Source organism: Streptomyces sp. NPDC051315 (assembly GCF_044455165.1).
GTDB lineage: Bacteria > Actinomycetota > Actinomycetes > Streptomycetales > Streptomycetaceae > Streptomyces.
In genome coordinates, this window is record NZ_JBITEN010000024.1 from 1 (window position 1) to 20,209 (window position 20,209).

Sequence of the window (20,209 nt, forward strand, 5' to 3'; positions counted from 1 at the left end):
CTCGGGGGAGCACGTCCCATCGGGGGAGCACGCCCCTTCCGAAGAGCGCACCCCCGCCCACCACGCCGCCCCGCACGGCACCGGCGACGCACCGGGCGCCCCCCCCCCCCCCCCCCCCCCCCCCCCCCCCCCCCCCCGGCCCCCCCCCCCCCCCCCCCCCCCCCCCCCCCCCCCCCCCCCCCCCCCCCCCCCCCCCCCCCCGGTGCTTCGTGCCTACGGGCTCCGGGTTCGGCTGGGGCCTCGTCGGCAACGCCTCGTGGTCGGCCGGAGCCTCGTGTCCAGGCCGTCCTCACGTGCCGTCTTCATTCACGTGCCGTCTTCACGCGGTGCCTTGACGTGCCGCCTCGTGTCGGAGAGGCGGTTCACTCGAACGAGTGTCGTGAGGTGGGATCTCCGTTCGGAAGCGGCTCGTTCTATGAGGTGCTGGGGCAGAACTCGGCGGCGAGCAGGGCCGGTTCGAGGTCGGGGTCGGCCAGCGCCGTCGTGTTCACGCGGAAGGTGAGGACACGCCGGCCGTCGACGGTGGCCGCGGTGCGCACGTAGCTGCCGGAGATCCGGCCGTTGTGTCCCCACACGGTCACACCGCAGGGAAGCGTCGCAGGGAACAGGCCCATGCCGTACGAGCCGTGTGCGGCGCGGGTGTCGAGCATCTCGCGCAGCCAGCGCGGGGTGAGCAACTCACCGCCCAGAAGCGCCCCGTAGAAGCGGTCCAGGTCGGTGAGCGTGGTCACCAGCTCGCCCGCGGCTCCGGCCGTCCGTGGGTCGAGTTCGGTGACGTCGGTCCCGTCCGTGTCGTAGGCACGGCCGTGCGGTGTGGGCAAGGAGACGCGGGAGCCCGGGAAGGAGGTGCCCGTCAAGGCGAGCGGAGCGATGATGCGCCGCTCGGCCTCCGCGGCGTAGGAGCGGCCGGTGACGTGTTCGACGACCAGGCCGAGCAGGACGTAGTTGGTGTTGGAGTAGGCGAAGCGGCCGCGGTCGGCCGGAGGGTGGGTGAGCGCGATACGGACGGCTTGCACAGCGGTGACGGGTTCGGTGCCGCGGGTGTCCCGGGTGTAGTCGTACAGACCGCTGGTGTGGGTGAGCAGGGAACGCAGGGTCAGCGCGCGCCCGTGGTTTCCCGCTCCGCGCACCAGACCGGGCAGGTACCGCTCCACCGGGTCGGACAGCGACAGCCGGTGCTCGGCGGCCAGTTGGAGCACGACGGTGGCGAGGAACGTCTTGGTGATGCTGCCGGCCCGGAAGTGGTCAGGTCGGGCGATGCCCGGTCCCGCCTCGGCATAGCGGGTGTCGGCCTCCTCGCGGGCCAGCAGAGCCGCCGCGGGGGCCTTGCCCCGGGTGAGCAGCAGGGAGAGGAGGGGGTCCGTGGCCTGGGGCGAGGTCGCCCGGGAGCCGGCCGTGGTCAGGACGACGAGCAGCAGCGCCGCCGGCACGGCCAGCAGACTCAGCATCGGCGGGACGGGGCGCATCGGCGGCACCGCAGGCATGGGTGGCATCGACGATCCTCCCCTCCCCTTCGGCCCTGATGTGGTGCCCATCATGCAGGGCGGAGGGACGGGCGCTGCGGCGGACCCGTGTCGGCCGGCCCCGGACGGGACGGGCACGTGCTGTGGACGTGCCGGACCCGCGCCGGGCGGGTGCCCTGCTTGTGTCGGAAAGGTGCCGGACCCGCGCCGGACTCGCGCCTGTTCCGCGCCGAACCTGTGCAGGACCCGTGCCTGTCCCGCGCCAGGAATGTGCCGGACCCACGCCGGGCGTGCCGGGAACGGGCCGGACCCGCGCCGGGAACGGGCCGGACCCGCGCCGGGCAATGCGGAGTCGGTTGGAGAGGTCGCGGCGGGGCTTGGATGGGGCGCCGTAAGACCTGGCAGGAGGCTGTTCCGTGTGGTGAGGGGTGGTCGTTCCGTCCGCCTGGCCGGAGCCACCGGTCGGCTTGGCCGAACGCTGCCCGGGCCCGGGCGGGCGCCGCCCCGCTGCCCGGGTGAAGTCGGCGCCGTGCCTCGGTGGGGGGACGAAGGGACGTCAGCCCGGGGCCAGTTCCGGGGGCTGGCTGGAGTGAGCTGTACCTTCTGGCCGAAATGCGCCGGTGCTGTGGCGCGGTGAGGGGCACCCTGGGCGTTGGGCACTTGTCGGGTGAGGGACAATGGAGGCTCTGTCAGGGCGGGTTGCATGAGGGGACGCATGTCGGAGGCGGAGCGGGCGGGGGCATCCCGTCAGGACAAGAGCGCACGTCTCCTCGCCGGGCGGTACCGGCTGGGAGACGTACTCGGCCGCGGCGGCATGGGGACGGTGTGGCGCGCCGAGGACGAGACCCTCGGGCGGACGGTCGCCGTCAAGGAGCTGCGGTTCCCGTCGAACATCGACGAGGAGGAGAAGCGCCGGCTGATCACGCGGACGCTGCGCGAGGCCAAGGCCATCGCGCGGATCCGCAACAACAGCGCGGTGACGGTCTTCGACGTGGTCGACGAGGACGACCGGCCGTGGATCGTGATGGAGCTCGTCGAGGGCAAGTCGCTCGCCGAGGTCATCCGCGAGGACGGCGTGCTCGAACCGAAGCGGGCGGCGGAGGTCGGGCTGGCGATCCTCGACGTGCTGCGGTCGGCCCACCGCGAGGGCATCCTGCACCGTGACGTGAAGCCGTCGAACGTGCTGATCGCCGAGGACGGCCGGGTGGTCCTCACCGACTTCGGCATCGCCCAGGTCGAGGGCGACCCGTCCATCACCTCCACCGGCATGCTCGTCGGCGCACCCTCCTACATCTCCCCGGAGCGGGCCCGAGGGCACAAGCCCGGACCGGCGGCCGACCTGTGGTCGCTCGGCGGCCTGCTGTACGCGGCGGTCGAGGGCACGCCCCCGTACGACAAGGGCTCCGCGATCGCGACGCTCACCGCCGTCATGACCGAGCCGTTGGAGGAGCCGAAGAACGCGGGTCCGCTGAAGGACGTCATCTACGGCCTGCTCACCAAGGACCCCGCGCGGCGGCTCGACGACGCCGGTGCGCGGGAGAAGCTCAACGCGGTGATCCACGCGCCCGAGCCCAGGGACGCCGAGCCGGCGGACGCGACCAAGCTCGTGCCGCTGCCGATGCAGCCGGACGGCCCGGGTGGCAAGGGCGGTCCGGCGGTCGGCGAGGCGGCCGAGAAGCTGCGCGGGGCCCTGCGGTCCGTGCGGAAGGCCGCCGTCGCGGCGGGGGCGGCCACCTCGGCCGCGGCCCGCGCCAAGTCGGCGAGCGGTACGACCCCCTCGGGGAGCGTGCGGACGGAGGAAGCGGCGACAGGCGGCGCCGGCGCCGGTTCCCGTGCCGGTTCCGGGGCTGCGGGTGTCGCCGCTTCCGCGGCCGCCGCGCCTGCCGTCCCGGCCAGGACGAAGCCCGCCACCAGCGGGGCGGCGTCCGCTTCCGGGTCCCGCCCCTCCTCGGCCGGTGTGAACGGCTCGTCGGGTGCTCAGGGCGCTCGTGCGGGCAGCGGCGGGGCCGGAGCGCGGAGTTCGGGGTGGCCCGTGATGACCCCGCCGGATCTGCCGCCGCGGCCCGTGCCCAGGGCGCCGCTCACCGACGTGGTGCCGAAGCGGACCCTCGTGATCATCGCCGTGGTGGTGGTCCTCGCGGTGCTCGGCACGGTGCTCGCCCTCACGCTCGGTGGGGACGACGGCGACAACGCCGGCGGTGCGCAGGGCGGTGGGGCGAAGGTCACCGCCAGCCGGAATACCGGCGCGGACACCAAGGACGACGAGACCGGCGGGACCCGTACGGACGGATCGGCGTCGCAGTCCGCGCCGGCCGGTTCCGCGTCCGGCAGCAGCTCGCCCGGCGCCGGCACCTCGACGACCGGCGGCACCGGATCCGGCGTCTCCCCCACCGACAGCAGCACGGCCGCGACGACGCACCGGGGCAAGCAGGGCTACTCGATCGGGCTGCCCACCGGGTGGAAGTACCGGTCCACGGACGCGGCGGGGGACCGGTTCACCGGCCCCGACGGACAGAAGCTGCTCGTCGCGTGGACGACCACGCCCAAGGACGACCCCGTCGCGGACTGGAAGAACCAGGAGCGTTCCATGCAGCGCTCCCAGTACAGCAGGATCCGAATAGCGCAGGTGGACTACCGCGGCTGGAACACGGCCGACTGGGAGTTCACCTATGTGGACGGCGGGACCGCCTACCGCACGATCGACCGCGGATTCGTCGTGAACGACCATCAGGGGTACGCCCTGATGTACACGGCGAAGTCCGCCGCGTGGGACAGCGACCTGCGGCAGAGCACCTGGAAGACGCTGACGGAGACGTTCGCGCCGAAGAAGTAGGGCGGGGCCGGTGCTGCGCGGTGGGCGCCGGGCGGCGGCCGGGCGTCGCGTGTTCGGTGCGTGAGATCTGGCATCCCCTCTCTGCGGATTGCCTCCGGCACGTATCGTGAATGCCTGCGGACCGTACGCATCCAGCTGTGCGGCTGGATACGGCCGGACACGGCGGGAACGGGCCGCTGGGCGAACGGACTTGACCGACCGGGTGGCCGGGGGAGGCAACGTGGACGACTATGCGGGACGGGTGCTCGCCGACCGCTACCGCCTGCCGCTGCCGCCCTCCGACGAGTACGAACTCACCGAGACCCTGGCCTTCGACACCTACAGCGGGCAGGAAGTCCTGGTCCGGCAGGTGCCGTTGCCGGAGGTCGTCGAGGCGGAGGTGCTCGACGCGGAAGGGCTGCCCGAGGGCTTCACGGCCCGTGAGCGCGGTGCACGGCGTCCGACGGGGCGCGTGGGCGCGAGTACGCGGCGGCCCGCCGACCCGGTCGTACGGCGGGCGGTGGAGGCGGCGCAGGCCGCGGCGAGCATCCCCGACCATCCGCGGCTGGACCAGGTCTTCGACGTGTTCGCCGAGGGCGGCTCGCTGTGGATAGTGAGCGAGTTCGTGGCCGCCCGGCCACTGGCGGCGCTGCTCGCCGAGAAGCCGCTGACCCCGTACCGGGCGGCCGAGGTCGCCTCCGACGTGCTCATGGCGCTGAGGGTGCTGCACGCGCACGGCTGGGTGCACCGGAACATCACCGCGCGCACGGTCCTCGTCTGCGACGACGGCCGGGTCATGCTGACCGGGCTGGCGGTCGGGGCGGCGGAAGAGGCGTTGTGCGGGTACGACCCGGTGCCGCCGGAGGAGGCCGACGAGCCGCAGGCGGGTCGGGAGGGCCTCGCCGCCCAGGAAGGCGCGGGGCTCAGGGGGCCGGTGGGCCCGGGCCCGGCCGGCGGCGGTTTCGGTGGTGCCCTGGAACCGGCGGGCGGTGGTCCCGCGGGACGGCCGGGGCCCGGTGGGTTCGCGGCCCTCGGCGGGGCCGCGGCGGATCCCGAGGCCGCCCGGCGGGCCGCGATCGAGGCGCGGGCGGCCGGCGGGCTGCCGACTGCGGGGACCGAGCCGGCGCCCGGGGACTCCGGTGCGGTGGCCCGCAGAACCGTGGAGACCGGCGGGGACATTCGCGCCGCGCGAGCCGGGGCGATCGCCGCCTACCGGGCCGGCGCGCGGGCGGCGGCCCGGGTCCAGGAGGCCCAGCAGAGCGAGCGGGCGGCACTGCCGGGGGCCCGTACCGCGGCCGAGGGCGACACCGCTGCCGGAGGCACGCCGCCGTCGCCGTACGCCCTCGGCACCGGGCGGGAGCCGGGGCCGGTTGGCACGCGCGGCACGTCCCCGGGGCAGATCGCCGACCCGTACGGCGTGCGGGGTACGCCCGGGCCGGCGGGACCCGTGGGACCTGTCCCCGTGCCGCCGCAGGGCGTGCAGGCGGCAGGTGCTCCCGTGCCCGCGCAGGGTCTGGCGGCGGGTGGTCCCATGCCCGCGCAGGGCATGGCGGCGGGTGGTGAGGTGCGGGCGGGGGCCCGTTGGGACGAGTTGGTGGCCGGGGCCGGGGCGCGGCGGGGGCCCGCGACCGCGTTGGCCGCCGAGCGGGCGCGGCAGGCGCGGATGGCCGTCGTCGGGCCCGTCACCGAGCGGTGGGCGCCGGAGCAGGCCGGACCCGTGCACGAGAACTGGCAGCTGGCCGCACCCATCGGGCCCGCCACCGACCTGTGGGCGCTCGGCGCGCTGCTCTTCCGTGCCGTCCAGGGGCACGCGCCGTATCCGGAGGAGTCGACGGCGGAACTGGTGCAGATGGTGTGCGCCGAGCCGCCGGCCTTCGCCGAGGAGTGCGGGCCGCTGCGACCCGTCGTGGAGTCGCTGCTGCGCCAGGACCCCACCGAGCGCCTCGACTTCGAGGAACTGCGCGGCTGGCTGCGCTCGCTGGTGCGCTCGGCGCCGGAGCCGGAGGCGGGCACCTACGTCGTCGCCGCGCCGCCGACCGATCCGCGCCGGCTGCCGATCGTGCGCCGCAAGGGCGAGCTGGTGCGCCGCCGGCGCGCCGGGCTGCCCGCGACCAGCGGACGGCACAAGCGGGCCCGGCGGGAGACGACCCGTTCGCCCCGCAGCCTGGGCCGCACCCTGCTCGTGCTGGTCCTGCTGGCGCTGGCCGCGGCGGTCGCGTACGCGGTGCTGTTCATGCCGAAGGCCGGTGAGGAAGGGGCCGACGGCGCGCCAGGGGCCGAGCGGACCGGCGCCGCCGGCCAGGTCGAACCGGCACCCGAGGCGAGCAGTGAGCCCCGGCCCGACGACGAGGACGCCCCCGGACCGAGCTCCGGTGCCTCCGCGTCGTCCGACTCGGGCGTCACCGAGACGCAGTCCGACGCCGACGTGCCCGACGGATTCACCCTGCGCGACGACGCCGAGGGCTTCCGGATCGCCGTCGCCAACGGCTGGGACCGCACCCCGAAGAACGGGCGCGGGCAGGTGGTCTACTCGCACGCCGGCTTCGAGCTGATCATCGTGCCCGGGCGTGACGCCGCGTCCCGGTACGGCAGCGACCCGATGGCCTACCAGCGGGAGAAGGAGAGCGAACTGCAGCCCTACCGCGACTCCAGCTGGGCCACCGCCTCCGGGCTGCGGACCATCGAGGTGGGCGGGCGGATCATGGCCGAGGGGCAGTTCACCTGGACCGGCGACGACGGGCGCGAGCTGTTCGTGCGCAACCTCGCCCTCCTCCTCGACGGGCGCTACCACGTCGTCCAACTCCGCGGCCCGGAGGCCGAGCGGGACGAGGTGACGCGGCTGTTCGAGCAGGCGTCGGCCAGCTACCGGTACACGGGCTGAGTCGACCGGCAGGTCACCCGCTCCTGCGGTTCCCCGTTCGTCCCGGAAGCGACAACCGTCACAGTGCGGTTTCCTTGGGCCCCCGCCGGTTCCCCGGACGCGGACCGGTCTTTACTCTGACCTTGTCAAGAGCATTGCGGGGCAACGTGAATCAGATGCAGGGCCTGCTCATCGCGGGCCGCTACCGGCTCGTCGACACCCTCGGCAGCGGCGGCATGGGCCGCGTGTGGCGCGCGCACGACGAGCTGCTGCACCGGGGCGTCGCCGTCAAGGAGTTGACCGCTGCCCTCTACGTCTCCGAGAGCGACCAGGAACGACTGCTCGCGCGCACCCGGGCGGAGGCCCGCGCCGCCGCGCGGATCAACCACTCCGCCGTCGTCACCGTGCACGACGTGCTCGAACACGACGGCCGCCCGTGGATCGTGATGGAGCTGGTCGAGGGCCGCTCGCTGGCCGACGCGGTCCGCGAGGACGGGCGCGTCGAGCCCACCGAGGCCGCCCGGATCGGCCTGTGGGTGCTGCGCGCCCTGCGCGCCGCGCACTCCGCGGGTGTCCTGCACCGCGACGTCAAGCCCGGCAACGTGCTCCTCGCCCACGACGGCCGCGTCCTGCTCACCGACTTCGGCATCGCCCAGATCGAGGGTGACACCACCATCACCCGCACCGGTGAGGTCGTCGGTTCGGTCGACTACCTCGCCCCCGAGCGGGTCCGTGGCCAGGACCCCGGCGCGTCCTGCGACCTGTGGGCGCTCGGCGCGACGCTGTACACGGCGGTGGAGGGCCGCTCGCCGTTCCGCCGCACCTCGCCGCTGAGCACCATGCAGGCGGTCGTCGAGGAGGAGGCCGCCGAGCCCCGGTACGCCGGTCCGCTCGAGCCGGTGATCGCCGCCCTGCTCCGCAAGGACCCGGCGGCACGGCCCGACACCGCCGAGGCGGAGCGCCTGCTCGCCGAAGCGGCGGAGGGCCGCCGCCCGAGCGGGGCCCAGGCGTACGTGCCGACGCAGCACGCGGGTGCCGGCCGGTCGGGCGGGGGCACACACGGCACCGGGACGCTCCTGCCGTCCGGGGCCGCGCAGGGCGACGGGACGCACTTCGCCTCCGGGATCACGCGGGGCGCGCCAGGTGCGCGGGGCAGTGGCACCCACTTCGTGCCCGGAGCCACGCACAGCACGCAGACCACGCCGGGCACACCGGGCGCTCAGGGCGGCGGGACGCACTACGCGTCCGGCAGCCCGTACGCACCCGGGCCGGAGGCGTCGACGTCCGTCCCGGGGCCCGGGGGCGTCCCGGCCGCCCACCCGGCCCCGCCCAGGGCCTCGTCCCCGCACCGCCGGCTGCGCACGCTCGCGCTCGTGGTCGCCGTGGCCGCGCTCGTCGGCGGCGGTACGGCGGTGACGGTGCAGAAGTGGGACGAGGACCGTCGGTCGAGCGCGGAGTCCGCCTCCTCACCGAGCCCCTCGCCCACCACCACCGGCAAGGCGGCGCAGGAGGGCACCGTCCCCGACACCTGGGAGCCGGTCACCGACCCGCTGGGCTTCGGGCTCTCCCTGCCGGAGGGCTGGGAGCGGCAGGTGTACCAGGACGACGGCGACCTGAAGCAGGTCGACTACACGCCCGACGACGGCGAGCACCTGGTCCGCATCGCCCTCGACGCCTCCCCGGACTACGACGACCCCTACGTCCACCAGATCGACCTCGAGCGGGAGCTCCAGCGGCTGGTCGACTACGACCGGGTCACCCTCGAGCGGAACGTCTACCGCGACCGCCGGGGCGCCGAGTGGGAGTACACCTGGACCGCGCTGGCCAAGGACACGGACTTCCCCGGGCCCCGGCGCGCGATCGAGGAGACGTACATCTCCCGCGACGGCACCGAATACGCGATCTACATGTCCTCGCCGGCCGAGGACTGGGACACGACCGCCCAGCAGTTCAGGGCCGTGCTGCAGAGCTGGCGGGAGCCGCAGAGCACCTCGTGACCCCGTGACGCGTGGTCGCCGTGCGGCCCGTTCACCGTCCCCGACTTGGCCGGTCGGCGCCCCGGAGGCGGGGCGTCCGGTGCGGCATGATGGGGCGCATGGGGACCGAGGGGGAGGCCGGCGTCCGGGTCATCGCGGGCCGCTACCGGCTCGAGGCGAGACTCGGGCGCGGTGGCATGGGTGTCGTGTGGCGGGCCACCGACCGGCTGCTGGGGCGGCAGGTGGCCGTCAAGGAACTGGTGCCGGACGACTCCCTCTCCGAGGAGGAGGCCCGCGCCCGCCACGACCGGACCCTGCGGGAGGCCCGAGCGGTCGCCCAGCTGAGCCATCCGCACATCATCGTGGTGCACGACGTCGTCGAGGAGGACGAGCGGCCTTACATCGTCATGGAGTTGATCGACGGCGGTTCGCTCGCCGACCGGATCGCCGAACACGGCCCGGTCGAACCGCGCGAGGCGGCCCGGATCGGCGCCGACCTGCTGGGCGCTCTGCGCGCCGCCCACGCGGCCGGGGTCCTGCACCGGGACATCAAGCCCGCGAACGTCCTCGTCGAGTCCGGCTCCGGGCGCGCCGTCCTCACCGACTTCGGCATCGCCCAGGTCGCGGGCGCGACCACGCTCACCGAGACCGGCTCGTTCGTCGGCTCCCCCGAGTACACCGCGCCGGAACGCATGTCGGGGGAGCGGACCGGTCCCGCCTCCGACCTGTGGTCGCTGGGCGCGCTGCTGTGCACCGTCCTGAGCGGCGAGTCGCCGTTCCGCCGCGACTCCCTGGGCGGCATCCTGCACGCCGTCGTCGTCGCCGACATCCGTACGCCCCCGCAGGCGGCGCCGCTCCTGCCCGTCGTACGGGGGCTGCTGGAGCGGGATCCGCAACGGCGGCTGGACGCGGCGGAGGCGGAGCGGATGCTGCGCGCCTTCCTGGCGACCGGGCGCACGCCGCCGGCGCCGGCGCGGACCGGATACACGCCCACCCAGGCGGACCTGCCCCGTCAGCGTTCCGCGGACCCGTCCGTGCCCGCCGGCCGGGAGCGGCCCACGCGGGGCGTGCTGGTGGCCGCGCTGCTGGTCGCCGCGATGGCCGGGGCGGGGGTGTCGGCGGCGGCGCTGCTGATGGACCGGGGCGGCGGGGGCGGTACGCCGCCGTGGCCCGGCCCCACGGTGAGCGGCTCAGCGGCCACCCCGACGGTGAGCGGCTCGGTGCCCGTCCCCACGGTGAGCGGCTCGACGGCCGTCCCGACGATGAGCGGTTCCGTGTCCGCCCCCGCCCAGGGCCGTCCCGGCGCGCCCTCCGGTTACCGTGTCGTCGACGACCCGGCCGGGTACGCGTTCGCGGTCCCCGAGGGCTTCACCCGGGTCCCGCAGGGCGAGCGGGTCTTCTACATGTCCCCGGGGCGGACCTTCCGCCTCGGCGTCAGGGTCACCCAGCCTCAACCCGGCGGCCCACTCTCGGTGTTGAAGGCGGCGGCCGTCAAAGGCGCGGACACCAATCCCGGTTACCGGAACGGCCGGGTCACCGAGACCACGCGCGACGGACGCCCCGCCGCCCTCTGGGAGTTCACCTGGGACGGCTTCAGCGCCGCGGAGGGCCCCCGGCACACCTTCGACCTGTGCTGGGAGGAGGGCGGCCGGCTGTACGACGTGTGGGTGTCGGCGCCGGTGGAGAAGGCGCGGGAGGCGCGGCAGTACTTCGACGTGGCGGTCGACACGTTCGTACCGGTATGAGGCCGCGACCGTATCGGCGTGAGGCCGCCGCCGTGTGACGTGAGGACGCGACCGTGTCGGCGTGAACCGCCGGCGGGTTGGCGTCGGGCGACCGCCGTGCCGCGCAGGTCACCACCGTGTCGGTGTGGGCCGACCGCCGTGCCCGCGTGCGGCGACCACCTGTCCCGCCGGCCAATGCGGAGATAAGGGGCGGCCCGCGTCACGGGTCTGTGACCGGTGTGGGCTGCCGGTGGAAACCGGTCCGCGTGGCGCGATATGGATAAAGTCATGAGCCACAACGGGGGAGCCGGCCACGGGCCCGACGAGACGACGAGTTTTGTTCTGCAACCGCCGCAGTCGCCGCCACCGCCGCATTCACCGGGTCCTGCGCAGTCGCCGCAGCCGGTGCCGCAGCCGGTGGCCCAGGGGGTGCCGCAGGCGGCCGCCGTGCCGCCGCGAAGGGCGTCCGAACCGCAGGAACCGGGTGTCGGACGGCTCATCGCGGGCCGCTACCGGCTCGTCTCCAAGCTCGGGCACGGTGGTATGGGCACGGTGTGGCGGGCCAAGGACGAGACGGTGGACCGCGAGGTCGCCGTCAAGGAACCCCGCGTACCGGACCACCTTCCCGAACGTGAACGGGCCAACGCCTTCGAACGCATGCGGCGCGAGGCGCGGGCCGCGGCCCGGCTGGACCATCCGGCCGTCGTGAACGTCCACGACGTCGCCGTCGTCGACGGGCAGCCGTGGATCGTGATGGAACTGGTCCACGGACGCTCCCTCGGCAGCGCCCTGCAGGAGGGCACGCTCAGCGCGCGCGACGCGGCGCGGATCGGCCTGGAGGTGCTCGGCGCGCTGGAGGCCGCGCACGCGGCCGGCATCCTGCACCGCGACGTGAAGCCGGACAACGTGCTCCTCGGCCGGCACGACCGGGTCGTCCTCACCGACTTCGGCATCGCGCAGATCGAGGGCGAGACGAACCTGACCGACACCGGCGGCTTCGTCGGCTCCCCCGAGTACATCGCGCCCGAGCGGGTGCTGGGCCAGCGCCCGGGCCCGGCGTCCGACCTGTGGTCCCTCGGGGTCGTGCTGTACGCGGCGACGGAGGGCGTCTCGCCGTTCCGCCGCAGCAACACCCCGGCCACGCTCCAGTCCGTGCTCAACGCCGCGCCCGCGCCGCCCGCCGCCGCGCAGGGCCCGCTCGCCGAGGCCATCAACGGCCTGCTGCAGAAGGACCCGGCGCGCCGGCCGCAGGCCGCGCAGGTCCGCGCCCTGCTGGAGCGCGCCGCGAACCCGCCGGCTCCGGTGCCGACCCAGGTCGTGCAGCACACCGAGGTGTCCCGCAGACGGTTCCGGTTCGGCCGTTCGGCGTGGATCGGGCTCGGGGCCGCGGTCGTCGCGGCGGCGGTGACGGCGTATCTGGTGCTCGCCGATCCGTTCGCGGGACCGCTGCCGGAGGGCTGGAAGACGGTCCACGCGAAGGACGTCACGGCGACGCTGGCGGTGCCCGACGGGTACCAGAAGGGCGTTCCCGACCGGACCTCCGACGACGGTCACTGGGTCAGCTACACCGACCCGAGCGGTGCCCTGTCGATCGTGCTGTCGGTGGAGCGCAAGGCGGAGGACACGGTGGGCGACATCAAGGACTCCGCCGCCGCCGAGATGTACGAGGACAACGACGAGTTCAAGACCAACGGCAGCTACCGGCTCGACATGCCGAAGGCACCGCGGACCCGGCCCGACGGCGACGCGGCCTTCCACGGGAGGAAGGCCGCCGAGAACACCGTCACGTACACCACCGACGACACCCAGGCCCCCCGTCCCCGCGAGCTGAGGATCCTGTACTACAAGTCCTCCGCCGGCGACATGTACCGGCTCACCATCGCCTACCCGGGCAAGGGCGACTTCGCGGAGCGCGGCCGCGAGGTCGCCCGGACGGCGATCGCGAACCTGGAACTCGACACGTTCTGACCGCGGCGGAACGGTTCGCCCGCGGCGATGGGTGGGACCGCCCGCTCGTGGTAGTCATGGGGCATGAACGATGGCGGGGACCCCGGAGCCGACAAGGGCCGTACGGTGGGCGGCCGTTACCGGCTGCTGGAGCGTATCGGCTCCGGCGGCATGGGCACTGTCTGGCGGGCGCGCGACGAGCTCGTGGCGCGCGAGGTCGCCGTCAAGCAGCCCCGTCTGCCCGGCGACCCGCAGGACGAGTCCCACCGGCGGGCCGCCCACCGTCTCTACCGGGAGGCCCGGGCCGCCGCCCGCGTCGACCACCCCGCCGCGGTCTCCATCCACGACGTCGTCGTGGAGGAGGAGGACGGGACCGCCGGCCCGGACGGACTGCCCTGGATCGTCATGGAGCTGGTCCGCGGCGAGTCCCTGCACGAGGTGCTGCGGCGCGGGCCGCTGGCACCCGCCGAGGCCGCCCGCATCGGCCTCGCCGTCCTCGGCGCCCTGCGCGCCGCCCACGCCGTCGGCATCGTCCACCGCGACGTCAAGCCCGCCAACGTCCTGCTCGGCCCCCACGGCCGGGTCGTCCTCACCGACTTCGGCATCGCGCACGTCCAGGGCGAGGAATCGCTGACGGTCAGCGGGGAGTTCGTCGGCTCGCTGGAGTTCATCGCACCGGAACGCATGTCCGGACGGATCGCCGGCCCCGCCTCCGACCTGTGGTCCCTCGGCGTCCTGCTGTACGCGGCGGTCGAGGGCTGGTCCCCGTTCCGTCGGACGACCCTGGAGTCCACGCTCGCCGCGATCCTCGCCGCCGAGCCGCCCGAGCCGAAACAGGCCGGTCCGCTCGGGCCGCTGGTCGTGCGGCTCCTGGAGAAGGACCCCGAGCGCCGCCCCGGCGCGGAGCAGGTCGCCGTGGTCCTGGAAGCGGTGGCCGAGGGGTGGCCCGTACCGCCCGTCCCCGAGGACGAGGTGACGGAGACCCAGGACTGCTCGAGCCTGCGCGAATTCGCCGACGACCTCGGGACCGTACGGCTGACACAGCCGGCCCGGGCTTCCGATCCCGCCCCGGCCTCCGACCCCACCCCCACGCCGGGAGCGACCCCCACCCCGGCTCCGGACACCGCCTCCACCCCGGACACCGTCACCACCCCGGTCCCGACCCCGGCTTCCGCCCGCCCCCGCCGCCCGGTCCTCGTCGGTGCCGGCCTCGCCGTCCTTCTCGCCGGCGGCGCCTGGCTGGCCACCTCCGGCGTCCTCCTCGAGGCGGAGGACAGCGCGGCCACCGAACGCACCGTCGCCGACGCCCCCGGCCCCGCCGCCCCGACCGCCGCCGCCACGGCGTCCGCCTCCCCCACGGGCTCTCCCTCTCCCGCCCCCGGCACCTGGATCGCCCACCGCGAGAAGGACCTGGACGCCGTCCTCGCCCTCCCCGCCGAGTACAAGGAGGCCGCCCGGGAAGGCGACGCCGACGACCAGCCCCGGCTCGTCGTCTACGACACCGGCCTCGTCCAGGTCCGCCTCACCCGGTGGGACAAGGCGCCCGGCACCCCGATGGCCCAGGCGCAGGAGTCGTACGAGACCTGGAACAGCTACAACCACGACGCGCGCAACCAGACGACCCGCACCAGCTTCCAGGGCCACGACGCCGCCCTGTCCGACACCACCTACGACATGGAGGAGTCCCCAACCCGCGTCATGGAGCTCTTCGTCCTCACCGGCGACGGCCGCATGTACGCACTGCGTGTGGACATGCCCAAAGGCACGCCCAGCGAGAAGAAGGGCACGGCGGTCTTCAAGGGCGCCCGCGACCGCCTGCGGATCGAAGCGCCGTAGGACGCGCGAGACCACGGGAACGCGCGGAGCGCTCGGGACGCGCGGACCGCACCGAGCGCTCGGCACACGGGGATGACGCGAAGCGCTCGGAAGGCTCGGAACGCGGGGAAGGCTCAGAAGGCGGGGGAACCGCGGAAGACCGCCGGACATCACCGCACAACGCCCTGATCAGCAGCTTCGCTGCCAGTGACCACTGGCAGTGTGTGTGCGGTCGGTGAATGCCTATTACCGACGGGTACCAAAAGCCCTCCCCACGTCATACCCTGCGCGTCATGACGGACTCGCAGGCCCCGGAGAAGACCGGCACCACGACCACGGTCGGTACCAACCCCCTCGCCCCCGCCCCCGTCGGCGTCCGTACCGCCGCCGACGTGGTCACCCCGCAGCTCGTGGCCCACCTGACCAAGGGCGTGGTGGGATCCGGTCGCACCGCGAACCACACGCCGTTCACCGGCGAGAAGCTCGCCGACCTGCCCGAGTCCACCCCCGAGGACGTGGAGAAGGCGTTCGCGGCGGCCCGTGCCGCGCAGCAGGTGTGGGCGCGGGTGCCCGTGCGGGAGCGCGCCGCGGTCCTCCTCCGCTTCCACGACCTGGTGCTGGAGCGCCAGGGTGAGGTCCTCGACCTGATCCAGCTGGAGACCGGCAAGGCCCGCCTCCACGCCCACGAAGAGGTGCAGGCGGTCGTGGTCGCCGCCCGCCACTACGGCCGCAAGGCCCCCGCCTACCTGCGGCCCAAGCGGCACGCGGGCGCCATGCCGACCCTGACGAAGGTCACCGAACTGCGCCACCCGCGCGGTGTCGTCGGCCAGATCGCCCCCTGGAACTACCCGCTGGAACTCTCGGTCGGCGACGCGCTCCCCGCCTTCGTCGCGGGCAACGCGGTCGTCATGAAGCCCGACACGGAGACCTGCCTGACCGCCCTGTGGGCCCGTGACCTGCTCATCGAGGCGGGCCTGCCCGCCGAGGTCTTCCAGGTCGTCATCGGCGAGGGCCCGGTCGTCGGCCCGGAGGTCGTCCGGCACGCCGACTACGTCTCCTTCACCGGCTCCACCCGCACCGGCCGCGAGGTCGCCCGGGGCGCCGCCGCCCGCCTGGTCGGCGTCTCCCTCGAACTCGGCGGCAAGAACGCCATGCTGGTCCTCGAGGACGCCGACGTGGAGAAGGCGGCCGCCGGTGCGGTCCGCGCCTGCTTCTCCTCCGCCGGCCAGCTCTGCATCTCCATCGAGCGGCTGTACGTCCACGAGTCCATAGCGGACGCCTTCCTCGAGCGCTTCGCCGCCCGCACCAAGGCCATGCGCCTCGGCACCTCCCTCGCCTACGGCGCCGACATGGGCTCCCTCGTCGGCGAACGCCAGCTGGAGACGGTGCGGCGGCACGTGGAGGAGGCGGTGGCCAAGGGCGCGAGGGTGGTGGCCGGCGGGGTCGCCCGCCCGGACGTCGGCCCGTACTTCTTCGAGCCGACGATCCTCGACGGCGTGACGGAACCCATGTCCGTCTGCACGGAGGAGACCTTCGGCCCGGTCGTCTCGGTCTACCGCTTCAAGACCGACGACGAGGCGGTCGAACGCGCCAACTCCACCCCGTACGGCCTGAACGCCTCGGTCTGGACGAAGGACGGCCGCCGTGGCCGCGAGGTCGCCGCCCGCCTGCGCACCGGCACGGTCAACGTCAACGAGGGATACGCCCCCGCCTACGGCAGCGTCCAGTCCCCGATGGGCGGCATGAAGGACTCCGGCCTCGGCCGCCGCCACGGCTCCGAGGGCATCCTCAAGTACACCGAGGCCCAGACCGTGGCCCAGCAGCGGCTGCTGCCGATGGCGCCCGCGCTGGGCATGGACGACGAGAGGTACGCGCAGTTCATGAGCAGGAGCCTGCGACTGATGAAGGCGTTCCGCTTCCGCTAGACAGCACCCGTTCTCAACGAGGAGAGCACGTGTCACAGGAGAACTCTGCCCAGATCCGGGACGGGTACCGGAAGGAGGACGGGTACCGGGACGAGGACGGACCCCGGGACGAGGACGGGTACGACTACGACGTCATCGTGGTGGGCTCCGGCTTCGGCGGCTCGGTCACGGCGCTGCGCCTGACGGAGAAGGGCTACCGCGTCGGCGTCCTGGAAGCCGGCCGCCGCTTCACCCGCGCCACCCTCCCCAAGAACTCCTGGGACCTGAAGAACTACCTGTGGGCGCCCAGGCTCGGCCTGTACGGCATCCAGCGCATCCACCTGCTGGGCAACGTCATGGTCCTGGCCGGCGCGGGCGTCGGCGGCGGCTCCCTCAACTACGCCAACACCCTGTACGTCCCGCTGAAGCCCTTCTTCGAGGACCCGCAGTGGCGGGACATCACCGACTGGGAGGAGGAGCTGAAGCCGTACTACGACCAGGCGCGCCGCATGCTCGGTGTACGGCTCAACCCGACGACGACCCCCTCCGACGTGCACCTGAAGGCGGCCGCCGAGCGGATGGGCGTCGGGGACACCTTCCACATGGCGCCGGTCGGCGTGTTCTTCGGGGACGGGCAGGACGCCGACGGGTCGGTGAAGGCGCGGCCGGGCGACGAGGTGCCGGACCCCTACTTCGGCGGCGCGGGCCCGTCCCGCGGGGCCTGCTCCGAGTGCGGCGAGTGCATGACCGGCTGCCGCCACGGGGCGAAGAACACCCTGAACGAGAACTACCTGTACCTCGCCGAGAAGGCGGGCGCGGTCGTCCACCCCCTGACGACGGTCGTCTCGGTCACGGACGACTCGCGGGGCGGCTACGCCGTGGCCACCCTCCCCACCGACCGGAGGAGGAAGGGGAAGGGCAGGACCTTCAAGGCCCGCAGGGTCGTCCTCGCCGCCGGCACCTACGGCACCCAGACCCTGCTGCACCGCATGAAGGAGAACGGCCGGCTGCCGTATCTCTCGGACCGGTTGGGCGAGCTGACCCGCACCAACTCCGAGGCGCTGGTCGGCGCCCAGACCGACGACCGCCGCTACCACAAGGTGACGGGGCAGGCGAAGGTCGACTTCACGCGCGGGGTCGCCATCACCTCCTCCATCCACCCGGACCCCAACACCCACATCGAGCCGGTCCGCTACGGCAAGGGCTCCAACTCGATGGGCAGCCTGTCGATCCTCCAGGTGCCGTACGTGGAGGGGTCGTCGCGGGTGGGTGCCTGGCTGGCGAACGCGGCCCGCCACCCTCTCCTCGTCCTGCGCTCCCTCTCCAACCGCCGCTGGTCGGAGCGGACCATCATCGGCCTGGTGATGCAGTCGCTGGACAACTCGCTCACGACGTACCTGAAGCAGAGCGGTGTGGGCAAGGGCCTGCTGACGGCACGGCAGGGCCACGGCAGCCCCAACCCCAAGCAGATCAAGGCGGCCTCCGAGGCCGCGTCCGCCATCGCCGCCGACATCAACGGCTTCGCCGGCTCCAACGTCGGCGAGCTGATGGGCACCCCCCTCACCGCCCACTTCCTCGGTGGCTGCCCGATCGGCGCCTCCCGCGAGACCGGCGTCATCGACCCCTACCACCGCCTGTACGGCCACCCGGGCATCTCGGTCGTGGACGGCGCCGCCGTCTCGGCAAACCTGGGCGTCAACCCGTCCCTGACGATCACCGCGCAGGCCGAGCGCGCGATGTCCTACTGGCCGAACAAGGGCGAGGAGGACCCGCGCCCGGCCCAGGGCACGGCGTACGAGCGGCTGAAGCCGGTGGAGCCGAAGGCGCCGGTGGTCCCGCCGGAGGCGTTCGCCGCGCTGCGGCTGCCGTTCCTCGGGATGCCGACGGTCCCGCCGAAGAAGTAGGGACCGGAGGGGCAGCAGGGGGCCGTCCGGGCGTGGGGGATCCCCGCCCGGGCAAGGGATGGGCGGTCTTCCGGCGGCGGCCGCCGTGGGCGCAGCCGCCGGTTTTCCCGCCCAGGACATGGGCGAGGGGACCTGCGCCCCCCTCCGAGCGCAGGTCCCCTCGCTGGTCCAGCCGGGTGCTCCGGCGTGTTACGCGTGCGCGCCGGTCTTGCGGCGACGGGCCACGAACACCGCGCCCGCGCCGGCGATGACGGCGACGCCGCCGACCAGGCCGATCATCGGGAGGGCGGAGTCGGAGCCGGTCGAGGCGAGGCTGCCGCTGATCGGCTTGGCGCTGCCCTGGGGCTTGGCGCCGTTGCTGGGCTTGTCACCGTTCGGCTCGGCGTCGTCGACGTCGCCGGCGTTGCTGCCCGCGGCGAGGATCTGGACGTCGTAGAAGTCGCCGTTGAAGTGGCAGTCGGCCTTGTCGCCCACGTAGATGGCCTGGCTCAGCGCGAACGAGGCGCCCGCCGGGGCGGCCGCCTTGACCTTCACGCGCAGGTCGAGGGCGGCGGAGTCACCCTTCTCCAGCTCGTCGAGCAGGGCCACGAAGGAACCGGTGACGTTGACGATCTTGCCGTCCTCGTCCTCGTAGGCCTCCTGGTAGGCGTCGGTCCACTTGCCGTCTTCCTTGACCTGGATGACAGCGAGGCCCTCGGACAGCCAGGCGTCCGTCTCGTCGGCGTACTCGAGGAACGTGGTCATGTACAGGTTCTTGAGATCGGCGCCGGTGTTGTTCTCGACGACGTACTCGAAGTCGTGCCAGCCGGAACCCGCGACGATCTTGCTGGGCAGGCCCTTGATCATGGCCGAGAGGTTCTCGTCCAGGTCGATGGTCTCGCAGTCCGTGTACGGGTCGAACGAGTCGTCGTCCTCGCTGGCCGACGCGCTCGCGGAGGTCGACGCCGAGGAGGACGAGGACTGCGACGCGGAGCCGGACGGCGAGCTGGAGGTGGTCTGGCTCTCCGACGCCGACGCCGACGCCGAGGGGGACGTGGTGTCGGACGCGGAGGCGGACGCCCCCGTGGTCTCCGACGCGGACGGGGAGGCGGACGTGCTCTCCGACTCGGAGGCGCTCGCGGAGGGCGACCCGCTCTCCTCCGCCAACGCGGCGGGCGCGGACAGCAGGGCGAGCGGCACGATCGCGGCCGTCGCGGCAGCGGTGACCAGAGTGCGGCGAAGCTTCATGAAGACCTCGGAAATCGGTTGGGGGAGGCCTTCCGCAGAATGTGGGGGCGCGGGAGTGGCCCATGTTTCGCTAGGTGTGACTGCCGAAGTCTGTGAAGAGTTGTGCTCGATTCACAGGATCTTTATGTGTCCTGTGTCACATGACGAAGGGCCCCGCGGGACGGAGCCGCGGGGCCCTTCTTTATCGTCAGCACCGGCGTCAGGGCAGCGCCGGTGCCTGGGAGCGGCGCCGGGGGGTTGCGCCGCTGGTCTGTCGTGCGCCCTCGTCCGCCGGTCGCCGCCGGGGCGCGCACGGGGCGCACGGCCGGTCTGGACCTGTGGCGGTCGATCGGGACGGAGCGCCCACCACGGTTCATCCGGGTGCGGTGGGTGCAAAGCGGTCGTCCGTGGCGGGACTTGGGGCTTTCCACGCATCGTGCTGGATGAGCGCGGCGCCCGCAACCGTTTGACCCGGCCCTTGTGCATTTTTGCCATTCCCGCCGGTCGACCCCGGGCGTCCCCGAGGCCGACCGTTCTCTTGGGTGACCGGGCTGCTGTCCCCTGCCGTCCGGTCACTTCCCTGGAGCGAGGTCCCACG

At 73.8% G+C, this 20,209-nt stretch carries 10 protein-coding genes; 8 read left to right on the forward strand and 2 right to left on the reverse strand.

Annotated elements, in window-relative coordinates; genetic code table 11:
• Positions 1-413: 413 nt before the first annotated feature.
• Positions 414-1,493 carry a serine hydrolase domain-containing protein gene (locus tag ACIBBD_RS33730; protein ID WP_399423382.1) on the reverse strand — a complete coding sequence of 360 codons (1,080 nt, stop codon included), beginning with the start codon at positions 1,491-1,493 and terminating at the stop codon, positions 414-416.
• 685 nt (positions 1,494-2,178) lie between these two features.
• Between ACIBBD_RS33730 and ACIBBD_RS33735 the strand changes: the two genes are divergently transcribed.
• The 8 genes from ACIBBD_RS33735 (at position 2,179) to ACIBBD_RS33770 (ending at position 18,405) form a co-directional block, all read left to right on the forward strand.
• On the forward strand, positions 2,179-4,296 hold the full coding sequence (locus ACIBBD_RS33735) for a serine/threonine-protein kinase (protein ID WP_399423482.1): 2,118 nt from the start codon (positions 2,179-2,181) through the stop codon (positions 4,294-4,296).
• A 220-nt stretch (positions 4,297-4,516) separates the two neighbouring features.
• Positions 4,517-7,156, forward strand: a complete 2,640-nt coding sequence (locus ACIBBD_RS33740) for a protein kinase (protein WP_399423383.1) — start codon at positions 4,517-4,519, stop codon at positions 7,154-7,156.
• A 155-nt stretch (positions 7,157-7,311) separates the two neighbouring features.
• Positions 7,312-9,132: a serine/threonine-protein kinase gene (locus ACIBBD_RS33745; RefSeq protein ID WP_399423384.1), complete on the forward strand. Its 1,821-nt coding sequence runs from the start codon at positions 7,312-7,314 to the stop codon at positions 9,130-9,132.
• Between the two features lie 98 nt (positions 9,133-9,230).
• Positions 9,231-10,856, forward strand: coding sequence for a serine/threonine-protein kinase (locus tag ACIBBD_RS33750; protein WP_399423385.1), 1,626 nt, complete (start codon positions 9,231-9,233; stop codon positions 10,854-10,856).
• A gap of 267 nt (positions 10,857-11,123) precedes the next feature.
• Entirely contained in the window at positions 11,124-12,803 is a 1,680-nt protein-coding gene (locus ACIBBD_RS33755) for a serine/threonine-protein kinase (RefSeq protein WP_399423386.1), read from the forward strand.
• Positions 12,804-12,866: 63 nt separating this feature from the next.
• Positions 12,867-14,618, forward strand: coding sequence for a serine/threonine-protein kinase (locus ACIBBD_RS33760; RefSeq protein ID WP_399423387.1), 1,752 nt, complete (start codon positions 12,867-12,869; stop codon positions 14,616-14,618).
• 272 nt (positions 14,619-14,890) lie between these two features.
• The gene (locus ACIBBD_RS33765) at positions 14,891-16,522 is read left to right on the forward strand and encodes a succinic semialdehyde dehydrogenase (RefSeq protein WP_399423388.1); all 1,632 of its coding nucleotides are present in this window, start codon (positions 14,891-14,893) and stop codon (positions 16,520-16,522) included.
• A gap of 29 nt (positions 16,523-16,551) precedes the next feature.
• The gene (locus tag ACIBBD_RS33770; protein WP_399423389.1) at positions 16,552-18,405 is read left to right on the forward strand and encodes a GMC oxidoreductase; all 1,854 of its coding nucleotides are present in this window, start codon (positions 16,552-16,554) and stop codon (positions 18,403-18,405) included.
• 189 nt (positions 18,406-18,594) lie between these two features.
• Here ACIBBD_RS33770 and ACIBBD_RS33775 read toward each other — a convergent pair whose 3' ends face one another.
• Positions 18,595-19,632 (reverse strand): LPXTG cell wall anchor domain-containing protein, encoded by a 1,038-nt coding sequence (locus ACIBBD_RS33775; protein ID WP_399423390.1) that lies wholly within the window; start codon positions 19,630-19,632, stop codon positions 18,595-18,597.
• Between the last annotated feature and the right edge of the window lie 577 nt (positions 19,633-20,209).